This window comes from Bacteroides intestinalis DSM 17393 (assembly GCF_000172175.1).
In the GTDB taxonomy this organism is placed as follows: domain Bacteria; phylum Bacteroidota; class Bacteroidia; order Bacteroidales; family Bacteroidaceae; genus Bacteroides; species Bacteroides intestinalis.
Genome location: NZ_ABJL02000006.1, coordinates 533,384 through 555,035 on the forward strand (window position 1 = coordinate 533,384; position 21,652 = coordinate 555,035).

A 21,652-nucleotide genomic window follows, 5' to 3' on the forward strand; every position below is an offset into this window, starting at 1 on the left:
ATCGTTATATTTGCCACGCATTTTAAGGGAATATCCCCGCATAATAATAAAACTAGAATTCTGGCACAATATCATGAAAAGCAATATAAAGATATGGAAATTAATAGTCCTTGTGGGGACAATGTTTTTCTTGTCTGACGTTGCTCATGCAAAGAACCGGGCACAAGATAGTATACCGGGATACAAGCCGGATACAGGTTACTTCGCCAAACGCTTTATTCACAGACTGGGAGTAGAATACCGCCCGGGATACATTTTCCAGACCAGTTCTTTTCTGGCAGGAGATAACTCACAATGGAAGCCTTACGAATGGGGTTATTCAGCCCACTTGAAATATTCATTCCAATTTAAGCCCAATACTTGCGCCGACCGGATTTATGGTAGCGCCTATCAAGGTATAGGCTTAGGCTATTACGATTTCGGAAACAAAGAAGAATTAGGAAATCCGATTGCCATTTACCTCTATCAGGGAGCACGTATTGCCCGTATTACTTCGCGACTATCACTCAATTACGAATGGAACTTCGGCTTATCTTTAGGATGGAAACCGTACGACGAATACACCAATCCTCACAATAGTGTCATCGGTTCGAAGGCAAATGCCTATATCAATGCGGGCATACAATTCAACTGGATGGTTTCACGGGAAATCGACCTGGTTGCCGGAATTACGGGTACCCATTTCTCCAATGGCAATACTAAATTTCCCAATGCCGGCCTCAATACAATGGGCTTAAAAGTAGGGGTTATCTACAACTTCAACAGACCTAAAGATGCGCTCACCAAGCCTCTATACCAAGCTCCCATTCCAAAGTTCTCACGATACCTCAGCTACGACTTAACCCTGTTCGGCTCATGGAGACGGAAAGGCGTATGGGTAGGAGAAGGGCAAATTGCTTCACCGGATGCTTATACCGTACTTGGTTTCAATTTCGCCCCCATGTATAACATCGGATATAAATTCCGCACAGGTGTATCATTGGATGGTGTATATGATGCCAGTTCCAATGTCTACACCATCCCCGGGAACGGCAATGAATGCTACAAACCTTCATTGGAAAAACAGTTAGCTTTAGGTATTTCCGGACGCGCAGAATATGTAATGCCCTACTTCACAGTAGGTGTGGGCATAGGAGCCAATGTACTGCACGGTGGCGGTGACCATAAAGGTATCTACCAGGTATTGACACTCAAAGTGGAGATGACCCGCAGTTCTTATCTGCACATCGGGTATAACCTGAAGAACTTCAGTGACCCGAATTATCTGATGATGGGTATCGGCTTCCGCTTCAATAACAAGTATCCTACCTTTCACAGAAGATAAAACGCACCATGTCCAAAGGGCTTCCCCACATCCCCAACACATCTCTTGCACATTCCTGCTTAATCTCACGCAAAAGATAGCATCTTTTACATCAAAAGGTGGCATGTTATGCTACAAAAGATGGCATCTTTTACAGCGAAAGATGGTATCTTTTGCATCACAGGTCAGTAAAATATGCAGGAAAGGGTTTATTGTTCCGCGTCAAAGAGCTCCTTCAACACCTCAAGAGACTTTAATACGGGAAAGTCAGGCAAGTGGAGGCGATAATATTCATTCATTATTGTAAGGCAGCGAGTACGTTCGGCGCGGTTCATGGCAAAGAGATGCATTGTTTCATAATTCATGCGCATCAGCATTATCAACCGTGAGGCTTCCTCCGGAAGTATATAAGAAGAATGGAGTTGCGGTCGCAAAGGAGTAAAACAAGCATTCAGCATATCAAAATAATCGCCTTTTTGATAATCTTCCAGATTAGGATATAATCCCAGGAAGCGGGATAAGCGCATCAGAAATACCAAATGGAAGTTGGCAAAATTATCACGGCACTCATCCAGCCAAATAATAGAATGCTGCAAATAAGCAAACAACGGACGGTTTTCAGCCTCCTCACGCACTGCCCGATAAAGAAATTCCGCCAGGAAAAGTGCAATGGAAGACTTATACGGATCATAAGGAATAGAAGAAAACGGATAGAAAGACTTCGCTTCCGTTATCTTATATATACTGGCATTCGGACGGAAATCAGCTTCCAGTTCCACTAAAGCCAATGGTTGGAACAATACCGGTTTCACCGCCGCCTTTCGCGAACGGGGAATCTTTACGATGAACGAAGCACGCCCGACCACCTCTGTATAAATGTCTGCAATAAGGGAAGTATCGTTATATTTCAGGGTATGCAGCACAATCCCCAGCGTTTTCTGTAACATCCGCACTTACTATTTTGGTTTCAATCCGGTAACAAAACTACGAAAAAAGACGGAAACAGCAGGGATAAAACACGGATAAATAAAAAAATGCAGGCAGACAAGTAAAAAAATGAAAGTTTTTATCCTACTGATATTCAGGTAATAAGCCGCAAATATTAGAATAACCCCGACATATTCCTTTGTTTTTTTCTCATGATTATTTTGCCAATTCAAAAATAGTCCCTACATTTGCAACCGCAAACGAGAGATAATCTCTCTGCAAGAGCAGAAATGCTCACCAAAGGATGGCCCGTTCGTCTATCGGTTAGGACGCAAGATTTTCATTCTTGAAAGGGGGGTTCGATTCCCCCACGGGCTACAACTAAAAAAATAAACGAATTAAAAAAGATTAGTCGAGATGGCAAATCACAAATCATCACTGAAAAGAATCAGACAAGAAGAAACTAGAAGACTTCACAACAGATATTATGGTAAGACCATGAGAAATGCTGTTAGAAAGCTTCGTTCTACAACCGACAAGGCAGAAGCTACTGCAATGTATCCGGGTATAACTAAGATGTTGGACAAATTGGCTAAAACCAATGTGATCCACAAGAACAAAGCAAGCAACTTGAAGTCTAAGTTGGCTCTTTACATTAATAAGCTAGGATAAGCTAATTAATATTACACAAAAGAAATATTGGAAGGTTGGACTTTTAAGTCCGACCTTTTCTGCGTATGGCATATTTATATCCCCTATTCCAAACACCTTCCGGAAGAAGCTAAAAAGCTGTAAACGAATGAAATTTATCACGCAGTTTAGTTTCGCATCTTACGAATTTTCACTATATTTGCTCTGTTATTTGAATAAGGAAATTAGATTATGACTGAAGAACAGATTAACTCCAATAGCGGGAACTATTCAGCCGAAAACATCCAGGTTCTGGAAGGTTTGGAAGCCGTTAGAAAGCGCCCCGCAATGTATATTGGTGACATTAGTACGAAAGGACTTCACCACCTGGTTTATGAAGTTGTGGACAACTCTATCGACGAAGCTCTCGCCGGCTATTGCGACCACATTGAAGTAACCATCAACGAAGACAACTCTATCACCGTACAAGACAACGGACGTGGTATTCCGGTTGACTTCCACGAAAAGGAACAGAAGTCAGCCCTGGAAGTAGTTATGACCGTACTGCATGCCGGTGGTAAATTCGATAAGGGTTCTTACAAAGTATCAGGCGGTTTGCACGGTGTAGGTGTATCCTGTGTAAACGCTCTGTCTACCCACATGACTACACAGGTTTTCCGCAATGGAAAGATCTACCAACAGGAATATGAATGCGGCCATCCGTTGTATCCGGTGAAAGAAATTGGCACAAGTGATATTACAGGTACGCGTCAGCAATTCTGGCCGGATAACACAATCTTTACTGATACCGTTTATAATTACGAAATCCTTGCCACCCGTATGCGTGAACTGGCTTACTTGAATGCAGGCATCAAGATCACGCTGACCGACCTTCGCGTAAAAGATGAAGAAAACAATGCCAAAATGGAAATTTTCTATTCGGAAGAAGGTTTGAAGGAATTCGTTCGCTACATCGACTCTTCCCGCGAACACTTGGTGAATGATGTTATCTACATCAACACTGAGAAACAAGGCACACCGGTGGAAGTGGCTATCATGTACAATACTTCTTATAACGAAAACATCCACTCATACGTAAACAATATCAATACCATTGAAGGTGGTACGCACCTTGCAGGTTTCCGTCGTGCACTAACCCGTACGCTGAAGAAATATGCCGACGATAACAAGATGTTGGAGAAAGCTAAAGTGGAAATTGCAGGTGATGACTTCCGTGAAGGTCTGACGGCTGTAATCTCCATCAAAGTGGCAGAACCTCAGTTTGAAGGGCAGACCAAAACAAAGCTCGGAAACAGCGAAGTGATGGGAGCCGTAGACCAAGCTGTAGGTGAAGCTCTGAACTACTACCTGGAAGAGCATCCGAAAGAAGCGAAAATGGTGGTAGACAAAGTGATTCTAGCTGCCCAGGCACGTGTTGCCGCACGTAAGGCGCGTGAGTCCGTGCAACGTAAATCACCGATGTCCGGTGGCGGTATGCCGGGTAAGCTGGCCGACTGTTCAAGCAAGGATCCCGAGGAATGTGAATTGTTCCTTGTCGAGGGTGACTCGGCAGGCGGTTCGGCAAAGCAAGGTCGTGATCGCAGATTCCAAGCTATTCTGCCGCTTCGCGGTAAGATTCTGAATGTGGAAAAGGCCATGTGGCATAAAGCGTTCGAGAGTGATGAAGTCAACAATATTATTCAGGCTCTCGGCATCCGTTTTGGCGTAAATACTGAGGACAGCAAGGAAGCAAATATCGATAAATTGAGATATAAGAAAGTGATTATCATGACCGATGCCGACGTCGATGGTTCTCATATCGACACACTGATCATGACGCTCTTCTTCCGCTACTTCCCGCAGGTAATCCGCAACGGGTACTTGTATATTGCCACTCCGCCACTCTATCTCTGCAAAAAAGGCAAAGTGGAGGAATATTGCTGGACAGACCAACAACGTCAAAAATTTATCGACACTTATGGTGGTGGTTCAGAAAGTGCCGTACACACACAACGATACAAAGGTTTGGGTGAAATGAACCCGGAACAGTTGTGGAGCACGACCATGAACCCCGAAAACCGTATGTTGAAACAGATAAGCATTGAGAATGCTGCTGAAGTAGACTACATCTTCTCCATGCTGATGGGCGAAGATGTTGGTCCACGCCGTGAATTCATTGAAAAGAACGCAACGTATGCAAATATAGATGCGTAAGAAAAAAACAGTGACTAATGATTAACAATTAGTGATTAGTCACTGAATAACACGTTTTATTAACCAACCTCACATCTTACAACGAAGAAACGCCGGACGGACAGGAAAATCCTGTTGCCCGGCGTTTTTCTTTTCACCCCACGAGATAGAAAAATCCGCCTCATTCCACACTATCTTAAAGCATATTCTGCTTCTTCATTTCTTCTGCCACCAATTCCAGTTCTGCATACCAGTCTTCACCGAATTTGCGTATCAACGGCTCTTTCAGGAACTTATATACCGGCAGATTCTTCTTCCGTCCTAACAATACAGCGGCTTTGCATACATCCCAACGGTTATAGTTCACCGCCTTATACCCCCCATAGTTCCCTACCCTAATTGGATACAGATGGCAGGATACAGGTTTATAAAAATCTGTCTTGCCTTCCCTATAAGCCTTCTCAATAGCACAATAACAACATCCTTTCTCATCATAGCAAGTAAAGACACAATCTTTATTATTAACAATAGAGGTTACCAGATCACCTTCGCAATCGGTATAAACAACCCCTTGCTTCTCTAATATGACATGCGCTTCGGGCGAGAGTTCATCCCAAATTACCGGAAGTACTTCTTCCAGTTTTTCAATCTCATCCAATTCGACGGGAGCACCGGCATCGCCTTCAACGCAACAGGCACCCTTACAAGCATTCAGATCACAAAGGAACTTCTCACGCAGCACATCAAAACTCACCACTACATCACCTATCTGTATCATCTTCAATCTAAGATTAGAAAAGATAAAGGCGGAGTACACCCCCGCCTTTACTTATATAATTATAACTATTTACTTAATCAAGTCTTTTCCTGTCATTTCAGCCGGCTGTGCCATACCCAGAATGTGAAGGATAGAAGGAGCAACATCTGCCAAAACACCATTCTCTACTTTAGCATTCTTATTCTCCGTTACATATACAAAAGGAACCGGATTCAAAGAGTGAGCCGTATTCGGAGTACCATCTTCGTTCAGTGCATGATCTGCATTGCCGTGGTCAGCAATGATGATAACTTCATAATCGTTAGCTTTAGCTGCTTCTACTGTATCTTTCACACATTCATCGATAGCTTTCACTGCTTTTTCAATGGCGTCATAGATACCAGTATGTCCTACCATATCACCATTCGCATAGTTCACAACGATGAAATCAAACTTCTGAGTGTTGATAGCTTCCACTAATTTATCCTTTACTTCATACGCACTCATTTCCGGCTTCAAGTCGTAAGTGGCTACTTTCGGAGACGGAACCAGGATGCGTTCTTCAGCATCGTACGGAGTTTCACGACCACCGTTAAAGAAGAAAGTTACGTGAGCGTACTTCTCTGTTTCAGCAATGTGCAATTGAGTTTTGCCTTGAGCTGCCAAATATTCGCCCAATGTATTCTGAACATTTTCTTTATCGAAAAGGATATGTACACCCTTGAATGATGCATCATACGGAGTCATGCAATAATATTGCAAGCCCGGAATAGCATGCATACCCTGTTCAGGCATATCCTGTTGAGTCAGCACTACTGTCAACTCTTTTGCACGGTCGTTACGATAGTTGAAGAAGATAACTACATCACCTTCTTTAATAGTTCCATCGAAGTTACCATTTACAATCGGCTTGATGAATTCATCCGTTACACCTTCGTCATAAGACTCCTGCATAGCCTGAACCATATCAGTGGCAACTTTACCTTCACCGTTTACCAGCAAATCATAAGCTACCTTCACACGTTCCCAACGTTTATCACGGTCCATTGCATAGAAACGGCCTACAATAGAAGCAATCTTACCTGCCGACTTTTCACAATGTGCAGTCAGTTGCTCAATAAAGCCCTTGCCGCTCTTCGGGTCAGTATCACGACCATCCATGAAACAATGAACGAATGTATTGTCAACACCATATTCTTTAGCAATATCGCAAAGTTTGAATAAGTGGTCGAATGAGCTGTGAACACCACCATTGGAAGTCAATCCCATAAAGTGAATATTCTTACCGTTTTCTTTAGCATAAGAGAAAGCAGAAACGATTCCCGGATTCTTCATAATGCTATTGTCGGCACATGCGCGGTTAATCTTCACCAGGTCCTGATATACGATACGTCCTGCACCGATATTGAGGTGTCCGACTTCCGAGTTACCCATCTGACCATCAGGCAAACCAACATTCTCACCGCTTGCCTGAAGCTGTGAATGAGGATACGTAGCCAGCAGACTGTCCCAGTACGGAGTAGGTGTATTGAAAATCACATCGTCTTTACCCTGATCGCCGACACCCCAGCCATCAAGAATCATTAAAAGGGCTTTCTTACTCATAATATTAATTGATTTTAAATGTACAATCTTTAACCTCTGCAAAAACGTTCTTTGAAGAAAGAGCGATTTTTCCGGCTGCAAAGGTACAAAAAAGCATGGTTAAAGCGTACTGTTTCAAATGATTTATGTACTTTTGCCACGCTTTAAAAAAATAAAAAACAAGAAATATGGACGATTCAAACCCACGAACGTGCAACAGTATTTATAATTAAAGCGAACGGAGACGTTGCTCGCAATGCCTCGGTTCGTCCCTAAAGAAAGGAGGCTATTACGATGAGAACGTATCTTTACTCTGAAGCCGGCTTTATAGAAAAGCCACAATGGATGCCCAATAGCTGGGTAAATGTTGAATGCCCTGATGACAATGACTTTGACTTTCTCACACAGGAACTGAAAGTTCCCGAATCATTTTTAGAAGATATCGCTGATGCGGACGAACGTCCGCGTACAGAAACAGAAGGTAATTGGTTACTGACTATTCTGCGCATCCCGATGCAGAGCAGCCAGCATGGTATTCCTTTTATCACTGTGCCCATAGGCATCATTACCAATAATGAAATTATCGTATCGGTATGTTATCATAAGACCGAACTTATCTCTGATTTCATCCAGCATACACGTCGCAAAGGTATCGTAGTCAACAATAAACTGGATTTAATCCTACGGATGATTTACTCTTCCGCAGTTTGGTTTTTGAAGTACCTGAAGCAAATTAATAATGACGTTGCCAATGCGGAAAAAGAACTGGAAAAGAGTATCCGCAATGAAGACTTGCTTCGCCTGATGAAGTTACAGAAGACTCTTGTCTACTTCAATACCTCCATCCGTGGTAATGAAGTGATGATCGGTCGCCTGAAGAATATCTTTCAGGACACCGATTATCTGGATATGGAACTATTGGAAGATGTAATCATCGAATTAAAACAGGCATACAATACTGTAAATATCTATAGTGATATCCTTACAGGAACAATGGATGCTTTTGCTTCTATTATTTCCAATAATGTCAACGCCATCATGAAACGTATGACGAGTCTCTCCATCACGCTTATGATACCCACACTGATAGCCAGTTTCTATGGTATGAATGTGGATATTCATCTGGATGGTTTCCCGTATGCTTTCATATTCATTATCTTAATCTCTGTAATCCTATCGGCAGGTACATTTATCTGGTTCAGAAAGATCAAGTGGTTCTAACAATCCATCCAAGTATTTTCATCTCTTTCGGTCATTTTTCGCAAATAATACGTATGTTTGCGAAAAATAAACCAATGAACATGAAAACACACAGGATTTTAACGCTTGCATGCCTGATTCTCATGGCATCAATATCTTATGCGCAATCCGAAACCGTCATTGTAGGAAAGAAGACAGGCGGAACAGACCTGAAAGCACAGTGCTACACATTTCCTCAACGAGTGGAAACTTTTTCAATAAGCGATAAAGGAGATTACCTCTGTATCAGCTTCCGGGAAACGACTAAAAGCGGTAAGTACCTGAAGAATAAAGGAGAAATAGGCTTTTATGACACCAAGAGTAGCCAACTTCTATGGAAACAACCCATTGATTTCAGTAAATCAAGAGTAACCTGCCTTTCGGAAGGGGTCTTAATATCTGAAATTGGCAGCAAAATATCATTGCTAAGTAAGGAAACAGGAGCAAAGAAATGGGAAGCTGATTTATTTCCGGTATATGTGGATGATTCACTTGGGTTAGTCTTAGGATATAATTCTCCTACATCCAACAAACTCCGCGCTGTTAGCCTAAAATTCGGTAACTATTTGTGGGAAAACAAAATACCTCACCAATACGGTTGGAACGAAGTTCTCGATCTGGAACAAAATAAACGTCTGATTGTAGCGGATGCATTGCATAAGCTGGATTTCATGACCGGAGAATTACTGACCTATCCGGGAAAACCGGGAGCTCATGATACAAAGGCGGCATTGTTACAGGGATTAGCCGCTGTAGCAGTCGGAGTAGCTGGTGGCGTGGCAACCGGTGGCGCCTATTATTACAGTTATGTTCCCATTGCCAATAATACAATCACCGGATTAACCTCCAATATACTGTCTCAGGATTCACTTTATTACTGGGCAGACCGTCAACATATCTCCTGTATGGACACAGCTTTCAATGTAGTGTGGCAAACAGAGTTTCCTGATGTGAAGGCTTCCCGCTCCCAACTTTTCGTGCAAGATGGCAAGTTATTCATGCTAAATTACGGTTACGGATTACGCGAAGGAGCAAGTCGCAAGAAATATGGACGCCCATTTATAGCCTGTTACAACCTGCTAAACGGAGAAGAAATCTTCTTCAATCAACTAAGCGTAAAGAAAGATATGATTGAAGACGCCCTGCGGACCGAGGACGCACTCTATATGCTGTTCGATGATGGAATGGCTTATCAGGAGCTGATGGACTCCGTCGTAAATATTGTACCTTGGGATACCAAACAACGCGGAAAGCTGGAAGCAATACTGCCCGGTACATTTTATGCAGCCAACAAAGATACAACAGCTTTCCAGTCGCTCGCCTACAATGGGGAACATTGCCTGGTATATAATGATCAGGGAGTTATCTACGAGGTAGACAAGAACTTGAATATTAGTAAGACCTACGAACGGGAACGTATCTACAGCCCCAGTATCCAACTAAAAGATTATTTATGTATCGGCAATCGTGGAGACTATTGGTTCATTCATGAAATGGGAATGCCTGTAGCCCATCTTCAAACAGATTTCAAGAAAGGACAAGTGATTGGTAATAAGTTGCTGCTACTTAATTATGAAAACCAATTCCTGTTTATCGATCTGGATGAAGCGATAGAATAATTACTTGAAATCAAGTGCTAACTGCCCGTCGCCCAGCAGATTGAATGTCATGCGGTGATAGGGAGTAGTTCCACGTTCGGCAATGGTAGCACGGTGCTTCTTGGTGGGATAGCCTTTGTTATGGTTCCAGTCATAATAAGGGTATTCTTCGTGCAGGCGGTTCATATAGTCGTCACGGTAGGTTTTGGCAAGAATGGAGGCGGCAGCGATAGACAGATATTTGCCGTCACCCTTGACTACCGTTGTATGCGGCAGGTCCTGATATTTCTTGAAGCGGTTGCCGTCAATCAGAAGATGCTGCGGACGCATCTTCAACTGGTCCACCGCACGATGCATGGCAAGGAACGAGGCGTTCAGGATATTTATCTTGTCAATCTCTTCGGGAGATACGATGCCGACAGCCCAAGCAAGCGCTTCTTTCTCAATCACTTCACGCAAAGCATAACGCTGGTGCTCCGTCAGTTGCTTGGAGTCATTCAGTAATTCGTTCTTGAAATCTTTGGGAAGAATCACGGCAGCGGCATACACAGCTCCTGCCAGACAACCACGGCCAGCCTCATCACAACCGGCTTCTATCAAATCTTTATTCAAATAAGGCAATAGCATACAGCATTAATTTAGAGGCACAAAGATAAATCTTTTTGAAAGCAAACCGGACTTTTTAAAGGAAAATAATTACATTTGCAAAAATAAGACTATACCATGAAGAAAGCTCTGTATCTAATACTTGCAGTTCTCCCGCTAACTGTAACTCCTTTACAAGCCCAAGATATAAACCAAGCCAAGACTTTAGTTGAACAAGCTCAAAATGCTCTGTTCAGTAATCCTAAACAGGCTTCTTACTATGCGGCACAAGCTGCCGCTCTATTTCCCGAAGACCAGCCTAATGAGATTTGTACACAAGCCATGATTCTTCACAGTCAGGCAGAACAGCTACTGGGTAACTTCGACTTAAGTATCAAAAATTTATATGATGCACAGAGATATATCAACCCTGCAAACAAAAGGCAAACAGCTCAACTCTATTCCCTCATGGGACGCGTATACAGCAAGTTGGGCGATTATAACAAAGGCATCGAACTAAATGACAAAGCCACTTCCATTTTCAAATCCTTAGGGGATTCGGCTTCGGTGGCCGGATGCTATAATGAGCGCGGAGTCATGCATTATCTACTTGATGAATTTGTGGTAGCTGAAAAATTTCTTCAACGGGCACTGACAATCAACCGTGCCCAACGAAACTTAAAGGAAATAGCTACCAATCTGAATAATCTATGCCTATATCAGGGAGATACGGAAAAGAAACTCTCCCTTATTCAAGAAGCAATTGCCATCAACAAGAATCTGGATGCCCAATGGTCACTGGGTGAAAACTATAACAATATGGGCAAACAGTATTATTTCGGCGAACAATACTCCAAAGCCCTGGAAGCTTTGCAGAAAGCCTATGAATACGCCCATAACATCGGTGCCAAAGAGCTGATTTGTGATAATTATGAATATTCATCGTGGGTATATGCCGCCATAGGTGACTATAAACAGGCTTACACCCGCCTCAGCCAGATGTATGCTTTGAGTAAAGAGCTGCAAAGCAGCAACAAGCTGCGCAACATTGAGCAGGAAATCTCTTATAAAAGATATCAAGACCAGAAATATGCTACTGAGATGCAGGAGCAAACCTATAAGATTGAACTACTGAAACGTAATTTATGGTTTTTGGGTAGCGTGCTCGTACTTGGATTAGCTTTCAGCATCTTCTTATATAAATGGTATAAGCGCAGAAAAGGCCTTCAACTGATAGAGGCCCGCTACCAACTGGAGTTGTCGCAACGCGAGTTATCCGAACTGAAACTGCACCAACAAGAGTTGGAACTACAGAATATACAGAATGCACTGGACAGTAGCCAGCAAGAAGTAACCAGCTTTGCCGTCTTCCTGAGAAGCCGCAATGAATTGCTGGACAAAATACGCGAAATGATTAAGGAAGGGTACAAAATGGATAATCAAGCACTTATCCCCCACCTGAAAAAAGTGAATGCCTATATCAGTCAATACCAAAGCGGAGACAAGACCAATAATGCGTTACTGTTGAATATCGAAGACAAGAGTAAAGAATTCATTGAAAGGCTCACAAAAGAACATCCCAACTTGACACAAGGAGAAAAATATCTGGCAACCATGCTGCGCGTCAATCTTTCAACGAAAGAAATTTCCATGATTAGCGGGAATAGTCCTAAAACAATTAATATGAATCGCTACAGATTGCGTAAGGCTTTGAACTTACCAACAGAAAAAGACCTGGTGGAATACTTGCAAAACTACTAAAGTTACCATTACAGCAGATGCTATGTTTGTAGATATAGCAGCACTAGATTCACAACTGTATTTCAACCACTTACAATAATCATTGTAGATTAAAAACTCATAGTTTTCACCCTCTTTGTAGATATTTTACAGACCATTCTTCATAGGAATACTCCAAATTATATCTCTTTCTTTGCCATGTGAGAAACAAATGTTATTAACCTTAAAAACTATCACACATGGGTAAAATTAAAAAGTATTCCTTAATACAAAGAGCCGCTTTGTTGGCCTTGCTCTTTGTATGTTTGGTACCGCTAAGCTCTTTAGCACAAACCATCCAATTAACCGGTACAGTAACCGACACCAAAGGAGAAACTCTCATTGGCGCCAGTGTTTTGGAAAAAGGTACAACCAATGGTTGCATTACCGACATCGACGGTAACTTTACACTGACTGTTGCTCCTAATGCGACAATGGTAATCTCTTATGTGGGCTATGTGCCGCAGGAAATTCCTCTGAAAGGACAGAAAACATTAACAGTAACTCTGAAAGATGATACTGAGATGCTGGATGAAGTAGTAGTCGTAGGCTATGGTACAATGAAGAAAAGCGATATGACCGGAGCCATTTCTTCGGTGAAATCGGAAGATTTGATGAAACGTGCCACTACCAGCGCCACCGAAGCACTGCAAGGTAAAATAGCCGGTGTAAGCGTACTTAAATCCGGTGGTAATGCAGGTGCAAGCATCTCCGTAAAAATCCGTGGTATCAAAACGATGGGAGATAACGAACCACTTTATATCATCGACGGTTATCCCGGCGACATCAACACCATCAACCCGCAGGATATCGAATCCATGGAAATCTTGAAAGACGGTGCAGCCGCTGCAATCTATGGTTCGGTAGCAGCCAACGGCGTTGTGATTGTCAGTACAAAGAATGGCAAAGAAGGAGAACTGAAAATCTCATTCAATACATACATGACGGTCAACTCCGTAGCAAAAAAATTCGATATGCTTAATGCAGACGGATATTTGAAAGTACACAATATGATGTACGAAAATGCAGAAAAAGGCAAGCCGGGCTACCTGACTTACAAAAATGGACAGAATCCTACAGGTGCCGACACGGACTGGCAGGACGAGATGCTGCGCACCGGTATTGCACAAAACTACTACGTAAACCTTATCGGCGGTTCGGAAGTTGCCAAATACTCCCTGTCTTATGGCCATGCTGATGAAAAAGGTATCTTCAGAGGTAACTCTTACATTCAAGACAACGCACGCCTGAAGCTGAATGCACATAAATACATCTTTGACTTTGACGCAGGCCTGAACTTCAAAGTTACGCAAAGCAAGCAACCGCAGTATACCCTGAAAGAAATGTACTCCATCTCTCCGCTGATACCTGTTTATGATGAAAACCAAACTTATGGATACGGTCTGACAGACATGTCCGTAGATGGTGTAAAAATGGAATTCCCCACCAACCGTAATGTGATGGCGGACGACCACTATAAAGACAGGAAATATACCGGCTACGACATCACCGGTAACATCGGCCTAACCGTGAAGTTTGCCCCATGGCTTACTTTCAAGACAAGCTATACATACAACGGTTACTACTATAACGACCGTTACCACCGTGCCAAATACGAAGCAAATGCACAGGAACCGAGTCTTTATCCGTATAATTACGAATACAACTCTTACTATCGTAACCAAACTTTCGAGAATGTGCTAACTTTCATGAAAGACTTCGGTAAACATTCTATTACCGCCATGGTGGGTAACTCCATCATTTCCGCCCATCAGGACAAAAGTTCCGTGAGCGTGGAAGGAAAGAAGACCGAATATGATGTAGTGAACGGTGGCTTGACCTCAAGCGAAGTCCCAGGCGGTTTCTTCGACCCCACCTCCCCCACTATCGATGCCGGTATAGGCGGCACATTTACGGGTTCAGGTACTTTCTACGATTACAACCGTGCCTCTTTCTTCGGACGTTTCAACTATTCATACGCCAGCCGCTACCTGCTACAAGTGACATTACGCTCGGATGGTTCTTCCAAGTTCGGTAAGAACAACCGTTGGGGTACATTCCCTTCTGTAGCTGTGGGTTGGAGACTCAGCGAAGAAGACTTCTTCCCGAAGAACACACCTATCAGCAACCTGAAGTTCCGTGCCAGCTGGGGACGCTTGGGTAGCGAAAGTGCACTTGGCAACTACTATGCCCCGACCATGACCAACAGCAATACCCAATGGATGAGTTACATTCAGGGCGGCAATGCCTGGGCAGGTATGTCCAACCTCTATTTGGTAAACGACGATTTACGTTGGGAAACCACCGATACCAAAAACATCGGCTTCGACTTCGGACTGTTCAACAACAAACTGAGCGGTAGCGTCAACTACTATTACAACACCACAGAAGACCTGCTTATCGAAAAAGTCATGGCACCTTCCGCCGGTATCTACAATCCCACAGTCAATGTAGGAAAGATGGTGAACAAAGGTTTTGAACTCGAACTGAATTACGGAAACAGCATAAGCGATTTTGACTATAACATCGGGCTCAACCTCTCCACTATCCACAATGAAATGCTCGAAGCAGACCCGAACCAGGTACTCTACGGTTCGGCATGGAAAGGAAACGGCCATTTCGTAACTCAAACTCTGAAAGGCTACCCGGTAGCCAGCTTCTGGTTATACCAGACAGACGGTATCTTCCAAAGCGATGCAGAAGCTGCCGCTTATGTAAACAGCAAGGGCGAACGCCTCCAACCGGATGCAAAAGCCGGTGATATCCGCTTTAAGGATGTGGACAACAACGGCAGCATCGACTCAGGCGATAAGGTATATTCCGGTTCCGGTATTCCTAAAGTAGAGGCTAACTTGTCATTCAGCGGTTCTTACAAGAACTTCGACCTCTCCTTCCAGTTCGGCAGCGCATGGGGGCACAAGCTTTACAACGTAAACCGCCTGTACTACGAAGGAATGGATGCCGGCAGAAACTACTTCACAAGCACGCTGGACGCATGGACTCCCGGAAATACGGGAGCAGACATCCCAAGAGCCGTGCTGGGTGACCCGAACGAGAATACCCGCGAGTCCGACCGTTTCCTCGAAAATGGAAACTTTGTCCGCCTGCGTCAATTGCAGTTAGGATATACTTTATCCAAAGCAGTGGCAAAGAAGATGTATCTTGAGAAATGCCGCCTCTACGTCAGTGGAGAAAACTTGTTCACGATTACCAAATACTCCGGCATCGACCCAGAATTCTCTTCCAGTATCCTGAATACCGGTGTCGACTCCTTTGTATATCCGTTTACCCGCTCTTTCGTAGTAGGTTTACAAGTTATATTCTAATCACTAATTAATATAAGAAAACAATGAAAAAAATAATATATATAGCATCTTTTTTATGCGCCGCCTTGCTGGCAGGATGCGATGATTTCTTAACGACAGAGTCGCCTGACTTCTCCACAGACAAGTATTGGAGAGACAAAGCTGACGTGGAAGCCGGATTATCTTCCGTTTACGGACAGTTGGATTGCCGTACCAACGCATATACCATTGCAGAGGTAAAGTATGTTCTCGAAACTTTCCGGAGTGACGAAATGACTGTGGGACAAGACGTTTACAACTATCCTGAATGGGCAGCCATGGCCAGTTACAGCTATAATAATGAGAACTCCTGCATCAAAGAGTACTGGATGAACAATTATAACGGCATCAACTATGCCAACAACGTTCTTTTCGGTATCAAGAAAGTGCAGGATACCGGTGAGAAGATGAGTACTGAAGATGAAAACCACCTTACCGGTGAAGCCCTGTTCCTGCGCGCTTATTTTCACTTCAAACTGATAATGAGCTGGGAAAAGGCCATCATCCGCGATAAATACCTGACGGGAGAGGCGCAAACCCACAAAGCCCTTTCTTCCAGAACAGATGTATGGGACTTCATCTGTTCCGAACTGAATAATGCCGGTGGCTTACTCCCGCAAGACCGCCCTTCTTCCGAAACCGGACGTGTGACCAAAGCCGCAGCTTACTCTTACTTGGGGTGGGCCTACCTGACACGTGCCTACGAAGAAACCGCCAAGAAAGACGAATATCTGGGACTGGCAGAAGAAGCCTTCAATAAGGTGACCGGCTACGAACTGGAACCGAATTACGGAAGTATGTTCGACGGAACAAACAAGAACTGCAAAGAGTCCATCTTTGAGTTGCAATTCACCAACAGTACAGTAGATGGAACCTACCATAAGCACGTGCTTCACTTCTGGGTTGCTCCAGGAAGCATGAGAGGATGGGATGAAATCCGCGTCAGCGAGAAGATGTACAATGAGTTCCTAAAAGAAGGACGCATTGCCGAAAATAACCTGTACGACGCCCGCGCCTATGGTTCCATGTTTTTTGATGACCCTTACTACCATGAAGGCGAACATATCTTGGGATACAATTACGATGATGTTTATTATGAAACTTCCGTTACGCAGTACAATTTCCGCAAATACATGCCCGCAACTTGGGATGAGCAGAAACAAAGCGCTGTGGGCACCAACATGCCTCTAATGCGCTATGCCAACGTGCTGTTGATGCAGGCAGAAGTTTACAACGAACAAAAGCATCCGGAGAAGGCTATTCCCCTGATTAACGATGTCCGCCGTATTCACGGTAAACTGCCGGCCATGACGGGAAGCGACTATGAAGCGGTTAAAGCCCAAATCGAACACGAACGTCTGGTAGAGTTTGCATTGGAGAACTCCCGCTTCTACGACCTCCGCCGCTGGGGCAAGCTGGACGAAGCTATGAAAGCGGACGGAAGAACAAACTTCAACTCTTCCACGCACTCATTCCTGCCCATCCCTTTGATGGAAATCCAGACTAACAATGAGATAAACGAGTGATTTTCTCTAACATAACCAAACAAGGATGTGTCAGAAGTGCTGCACAAAGTGATTTTGATGCATCCTTGTTTACCTTTAAAAACCCTATCTTTGCCCCCAAAAACGACATAGATATGTTTACAATCATCGGACTAATGCTCACAGGAATGCTGCTGGGCTACCTCTTACGGAAACGGAATCTGAGCGGAATCCACAAAGTCATTACAGTGCTCATCTGGTTACTCCTCTTCATACTGGGTATTGAAGTGGGAGGAAACGAACAGATTATCAAAGGACTTCATACCATCGGACTCGAAGCCGTCATACTCACCATAGGCGGAACTTTGGGAAGCGTGATTGCTGCTTGGGCATTGTGGAGAGCTTTATACAAACGGAAAGGAGGCCGGGCATGAAAGGGAGTCTCATCATAGTCGGCTTTTTTGTGCTGGGAACACTCTGCGGAGTCTTTCACCTGATACCTATCGATATCGTAATAGATAGTAAAGTCAGCTTTTATGCACTTTGCGCACTGATGTTCAGTGTAGGGCTAAGTGTAGGCAACGACCCGCAAACGTTGAAAAACTTCCGTTCACTCAATCCACGGTTGATATTCCTGCCTATCATGACCATTCTGGGTACGCTGGCAGGTTCTGCCGCAGTCAGCCTGATACTGACACACCGTTCCCTGACGGATTGCCTGGCTGTAGGCTCGGGCTTTGGCTACTACTCACTCTCCAGTATCTTCATCACCGAATATAAAGGAGCCGAATTGGGAACCATCGCACTGCTCGCCAACATCAGTCGCGAGATACTGACACTACTGGCTGCCCCCTTGCTGGTGCGCTGGTTCGGTAACCTCGCCCCCATCTCAGCCGGAGGTGCAACCACGATGGACACCACACTGCCCATCATTACACGAACGGCCGGACAACAATTTGTAGTTGTCTCCATCTTCCACGGGTTCGTGGTCGATTTCAGTGTCCCGTTTCTTGTGACCCTGTTTTGTTCGATATAAACACTTAATCTGATTGATATCATGAAACTTAAATTATATTCTTTCATCTCCGCCTTACTGATTTGCAGTAATATGCTTGCCGACAATGAACCTTGGCAGAACCCGCAAGTCAATGAGATAAACAGAGAGCCAATGCATGCGCACTTCATTCCGTTTACGAATGAGGCCAACGCCCTGAAGCAACACTCCCTGCCTGCGGATGTACGTTTCAACGTAAATCCTGCCACCGAACGCCGCATCTCGCTGGACGGTACTTGGAAGTTCCTGTTCTCAAAGAACAACGAACTTTGTCCCAAAGACTTCCACAAACCGGGATACAACACCCGGAAATGGAGCAAAATACAAGTTCCCGGAAGCTGGGAGTTGCAAGGCTTCGATGCACCTATTTATACGGATACCCGTTATCCATTCCCTGCCAATCCCCCGCATGTGCCAGCCGATTACAATCCGGTGGGAGCATACATCCGCGAATTCACGGTTCCCGGCGGTTGGGAAGGTATGGATATCTTCCTCGACTTTGAGGGAGTGGAATCCGCCTACTACGTATGGGTGAACGGCGAACTTGCCGGATATGCCGAAGACAGCCGCCTGCCGTCTCACTTCAACATCACGAAGCTCTTGAAAAAAGGCAGCAACAAACTTGCCGTCAAGGTATTCCGTTACAGTGACGGCTCTTACCTTGAAGGACAGGATTACTGGAAATACAGCGGCATCGAGCGTGATGTTTATCTCTACGCCCGTCCGCAAAGCCGCGTGCGCGACTTCCGGATGACTGCCGAACTGATAAATGATTATAAAGACGGAGAACTCAACCTGGATGTCATCCTCCATCAGCCGAAAGCGGGAGAAACCGTTGAAGTAAAAGTGCTGGATGCAGGAAAGGTGATTTATAACCAGAAGAAAACCGTCTCTTCTCCTACGGACACTTTATTTAGCCAGCAACAGATTTTCCCGGATGCACGTGCCTGGAATGCCGAAACGCCCAATACCTATACACTGGTAGTCAGCACCTTCGATGCACAAGGAAAGCCGTTGGAGTCTTTCACCCAACTTTTTGGTTTCCGCACGGTGGAGATGCGTAACGGCATGCAGATGATTAACGGAAAAGCGGTGCTCTTTAAGGGAGTGAACCGCCACGAACACGATCCGCACAAAGGACGTACCATCAGCGTAGCTTCCATGATACACGATATTCAGTTGATGAAGCAATTCAATCTGAACGGTGTGCGCAACTGCCACTATCCGAATAATTATGCGTGGTATGAGCTTTGCACGGAATTCGGCCTGTATATGGTGGATGAAGCCAACATCGAAAGCCACGGCATGCAGGATCACAAGGATGGCACGCTGGCCAATTATCCGGATTGGGAACTTCCTTTCATGCAACGCATGAGCCGTATGATTGCACGCGACCGTAACTGCACAGCTATCGTCACCTGGTCTATGGGCAATGAGTCCGGCTATGGTAAGCATTTCGAAACCTTATACGATTACACGAAGAAGGTAGACTCCACCCGCCCGGTACAATATGAGGGTGGCGGTTATGATGCCAAGAGTGACATATACTGCCCGATGTATGCACGCATCTGGTCGTTGCGCCGCCATATCAATCAGCGCGACAAGCGTCCTATGATTATGTGCGAATATGCTCATGCCATGGGCAACAGTGTAGGAAACTTCCAGGATTACTGGGATTTGATTTATAAGTACGACCAGTTGCAAGGCGGCTTCATCTGGGACTGGGTAGACCAGACATTCGCTATCAAAGATAAGGATAACCGCGACATCTGGGCTTTCGGTGGAGACATGGGATTTGTAGGCATCGTCAACGACTCCAACTTCTGCGCCAACGGTCTGGTAGCTGCCGACCGCACTCCGCACCCGCATATCTATGAGGTGAAAAAGGTGCTTCAATATATCCACTTTGAACCGGTTGCTTTCACACCCAATAAAATAAAGGTTACCAACCGGCACGACTTCATCGGTCTGGAAGGATATACCTTGCGTTGGGCAGTGGAATGTGACGGCAAAGCGGTACAAAGCGGTGAAATGGATTTCCCAGCAATCGCACCGGGAAGCTCTGTCAACATCGAACTGCCTCTGAAAGCACTGCCTGCCGATGGCAAAGAGTACTTCCTTACCCTGCGCGCATTCACCAAAAACGAAGCGCCGTTAATCCCGAAAGGACACGAGGCCGCCATCGAACAATGGGCGTTGCCTTCCGTCCCTGCCAGCAAAGCCATTCAGCCGGCTAACGGTAAACTGACCGTAGACCGCAACAATGACGCCATCACTCTGACAGGAAACAACTTCCGGATAGCTTTCTCGGCTCAAAGCGGTGGAATGACAGAGTTGAGTTACAATGGAAAGAATCTGATAAAAGAAGGTCTGCAACCCAACTTCTGGCGTCCGCTGACGGACAATGATATTCCGAACGGACATCTATACCGTTGTCTCACTTGGAAGACTGCCGGACAGGATGCCAGACTGGAGAACCTGGATATAACGGAAAATCAACAGACAGTTACCCTTACCGCTACCTATAAGATGGAAGCGCAAGACTCGAAGCTGCAAACAATATACGATATTCATCCTGACGGAGCAGTCCGCGTGAGCATGCACTTCACTCCCGGCAAACAGGCGTTGAACGAAATGCCTCGTCTGGGTATGCGCATGATACTTCCGGCTGAATATGAAAGGATGTCCTGGCTGGGACGCGGACCACAGGAAAACTATGCAGACCGGAAGACGGGAGCATTGGTAGGACTGTACAGCGCGACGGTTTGGGAACAGTTTCATCCGTATGTGCGTGCTCAGGAAACAGCTAATCATTGCGATGTACGTTGGGTTGCACTGCGCAATGCCGATGGTGACGGTTTGCTCGTTACGGGAGAAGAACCGCTAAGTATCAGTGCCTGGAACTTCCCGATGGAAGATATCGAGTACCGCCCTTCGCAGGTGGAACGCCGCCACGGGGGAAGCATAGTGAAGAAAGATATGGTGTGGCTGAACATCGACCACAAGCAGATGGGCGTAGGTGGTGACAATACGTGGGGGGCACAAGTGCACCCGGAATACACCATCACACCGCACGAATGGAAGTACAGCTTCACGCTGCTGCCACTCGGAGCTAAGGATGATGCAGCGGAACAGGCGCATAAGTGCTGGTTCTAACATTAAATTCATAATAATC

15 protein-coding genes and 1 tRNA gene are annotated in these 21,652 nt (G+C 44.8%); 12 read left to right on the top strand and 4 right to left on the bottom strand.

Annotated elements, in window-relative coordinates:
* Window positions 1-73: 73 nt before the first annotated feature.
* Window positions 74-1,324: an acyloxyacyl hydrolase gene (locus tag BACINT_RS04035; RefSeq protein ID WP_007660762.1), complete on the top strand. Its 1,251-nt coding sequence runs from the start codon at window positions 74-76 to the stop codon at window positions 1,322-1,324.
* Window positions 1,325-1,512: 188 nt separating this feature from the next.
* Here the strand turns inward: BACINT_RS04035 and recO are convergent, their stop codons facing one another.
* Complete coding sequence (gene recO, locus BACINT_RS04040; RefSeq protein ID WP_007660763.1) at window positions 1,513-2,250, bottom strand: DNA repair protein RecO; 738 nt, start codon at window positions 2,248-2,250, stop codon at window positions 1,513-1,515.
* A gap of 286 nt (window positions 2,251-2,536) precedes the next feature.
* Between recO and BACINT_RS04045 the strand changes: the two genes are divergently transcribed.
* The 3 genes from BACINT_RS04045 (at window position 2,537) to gyrB (ending at window position 5,074) form a co-directional block, all read left to right on the top strand.
* A tRNA-Glu gene (locus tag BACINT_RS04045) sits at window positions 2,537-2,608 on the top strand.
* Between the two features lie 39 nt (window positions 2,609-2,647).
* Window positions 2,648-2,902: a 30S ribosomal protein S20 gene (gene rpsT / locus BACINT_RS04050; protein WP_007660764.1), complete on the top strand. Its 255-nt coding sequence runs from the start codon at window positions 2,648-2,650 to the stop codon at window positions 2,900-2,902.
* 210 nt (window positions 2,903-3,112) lie between these two features.
* Window positions 3,113-5,074 (top strand): DNA topoisomerase (ATP-hydrolyzing) subunit B, encoded by a 1,962-nt coding sequence (gyrB, locus tag BACINT_RS04055; RefSeq protein ID WP_007660765.1) that lies wholly within the window; start codon window positions 3,113-3,115, stop codon window positions 5,072-5,074.
* A gap of 175 nt (window positions 5,075-5,249) precedes the next feature.
* Here the strand turns inward: gyrB and BACINT_RS04060 are convergent, their stop codons facing one another.
* Entirely contained in the window at window positions 5,250-5,831 is a 582-nt protein-coding gene (locus BACINT_RS04060) for a DUF3109 family protein (protein ID WP_007660767.1), read from the bottom strand.
* A 69-nt stretch (window positions 5,832-5,900) separates the two neighbouring features.
* Window positions 5,901-7,415 (bottom strand): 2,3-bisphosphoglycerate-independent phosphoglycerate mutase, encoded by a 1,515-nt coding sequence (gene gpmI / locus BACINT_RS04065; protein WP_007660774.1) that lies wholly within the window; start codon window positions 7,413-7,415, stop codon window positions 5,901-5,903.
* 273 nt (window positions 7,416-7,688) lie between these two features.
* On the opposite strand from gpmI, the gene BACINT_RS04070 reads away from it, so the two are divergent.
* Together BACINT_RS04070 and BACINT_RS04075 are read left to right on the top strand one after the other, a co-directional pair.
* The gene (locus BACINT_RS04070) at window positions 7,689-8,615 is read left to right on the top strand and encodes a magnesium transporter CorA family protein (RefSeq protein ID WP_007660776.1); all 927 of its coding nucleotides are present in this window, start codon (window positions 7,689-7,691) and stop codon (window positions 8,613-8,615) included.
* An 80-nt stretch (window positions 8,616-8,695) separates the two neighbouring features.
* Complete coding sequence (locus BACINT_RS04075; protein WP_225663112.1) at window positions 8,696-10,252, top strand: PQQ-like beta-propeller repeat protein; 1,557 nt, start codon at window positions 8,696-8,698, stop codon at window positions 10,250-10,252.
* On the opposite strand, the gene BACINT_RS04080 is transcribed toward BACINT_RS04075, so the two are convergent.
* Window positions 10,253-10,858 (bottom strand): ribonuclease HII, encoded by a 606-nt coding sequence (locus BACINT_RS04080; RefSeq protein WP_007660781.1) that lies wholly within the window; start codon window positions 10,856-10,858, stop codon window positions 10,253-10,255.
* A gap of 96 nt (window positions 10,859-10,954) precedes the next feature.
* Here BACINT_RS04080 and BACINT_RS04085 point away from each other — a divergent pair, with 96 nt between their 5' ends.
* The 6 genes from BACINT_RS04085 (at window position 10,955) to BACINT_RS04110 (ending at window position 21,633) form a co-directional block, all read left to right on the top strand.
* Window positions 10,955-12,577, top strand: a complete 1,623-nt coding sequence (locus tag BACINT_RS04085; protein WP_007660783.1) for a tetratricopeptide repeat protein — start codon at window positions 10,955-10,957, stop codon at window positions 12,575-12,577.
* A gap of 218 nt (window positions 12,578-12,795) precedes the next feature.
* The gene (locus BACINT_RS04090; RefSeq protein ID WP_007660785.1) at window positions 12,796-15,921 is read left to right on the top strand and encodes a SusC/RagA family TonB-linked outer membrane protein; all 3,126 of its coding nucleotides are present in this window, start codon (window positions 12,796-12,798) and stop codon (window positions 15,919-15,921) included.
* A 23-nt stretch (window positions 15,922-15,944) separates the two neighbouring features.
* Window positions 15,945-17,465, top strand: a complete 1,521-nt coding sequence (locus BACINT_RS04095) for a RagB/SusD family nutrient uptake outer membrane protein (protein WP_007660787.1) — start codon at window positions 15,945-15,947, stop codon at window positions 17,463-17,465.
* A 113-nt stretch (window positions 17,466-17,578) separates the two neighbouring features.
* Window positions 17,579-17,857, top strand: a complete 279-nt coding sequence (locus tag BACINT_RS04100) for a LysO family transporter (RefSeq protein ID WP_009129666.1) — start codon at window positions 17,579-17,581, stop codon at window positions 17,855-17,857.
* Window positions 17,854-18,459 (top strand): LysO family transporter, encoded by a 606-nt coding sequence (locus BACINT_RS04105; RefSeq protein ID WP_007660790.1) that lies wholly within the window; start codon window positions 17,854-17,856, stop codon window positions 18,457-18,459. The genes BACINT_RS04100 and BACINT_RS04105 overlap by 4 nt, the downstream gene beginning before the upstream one ends.
* 21 nt (window positions 18,460-18,480) lie before the next feature.
* On the top strand, window positions 18,481-21,633 hold the full coding sequence (locus BACINT_RS04110) for a glycoside hydrolase family 2 TIM barrel-domain containing protein (RefSeq protein WP_044154700.1): 3,153 nt from the start codon (window positions 18,481-18,483) through the stop codon (window positions 21,631-21,633).
* Window positions 21,634-21,652: the final 19 nt, after the last annotated feature.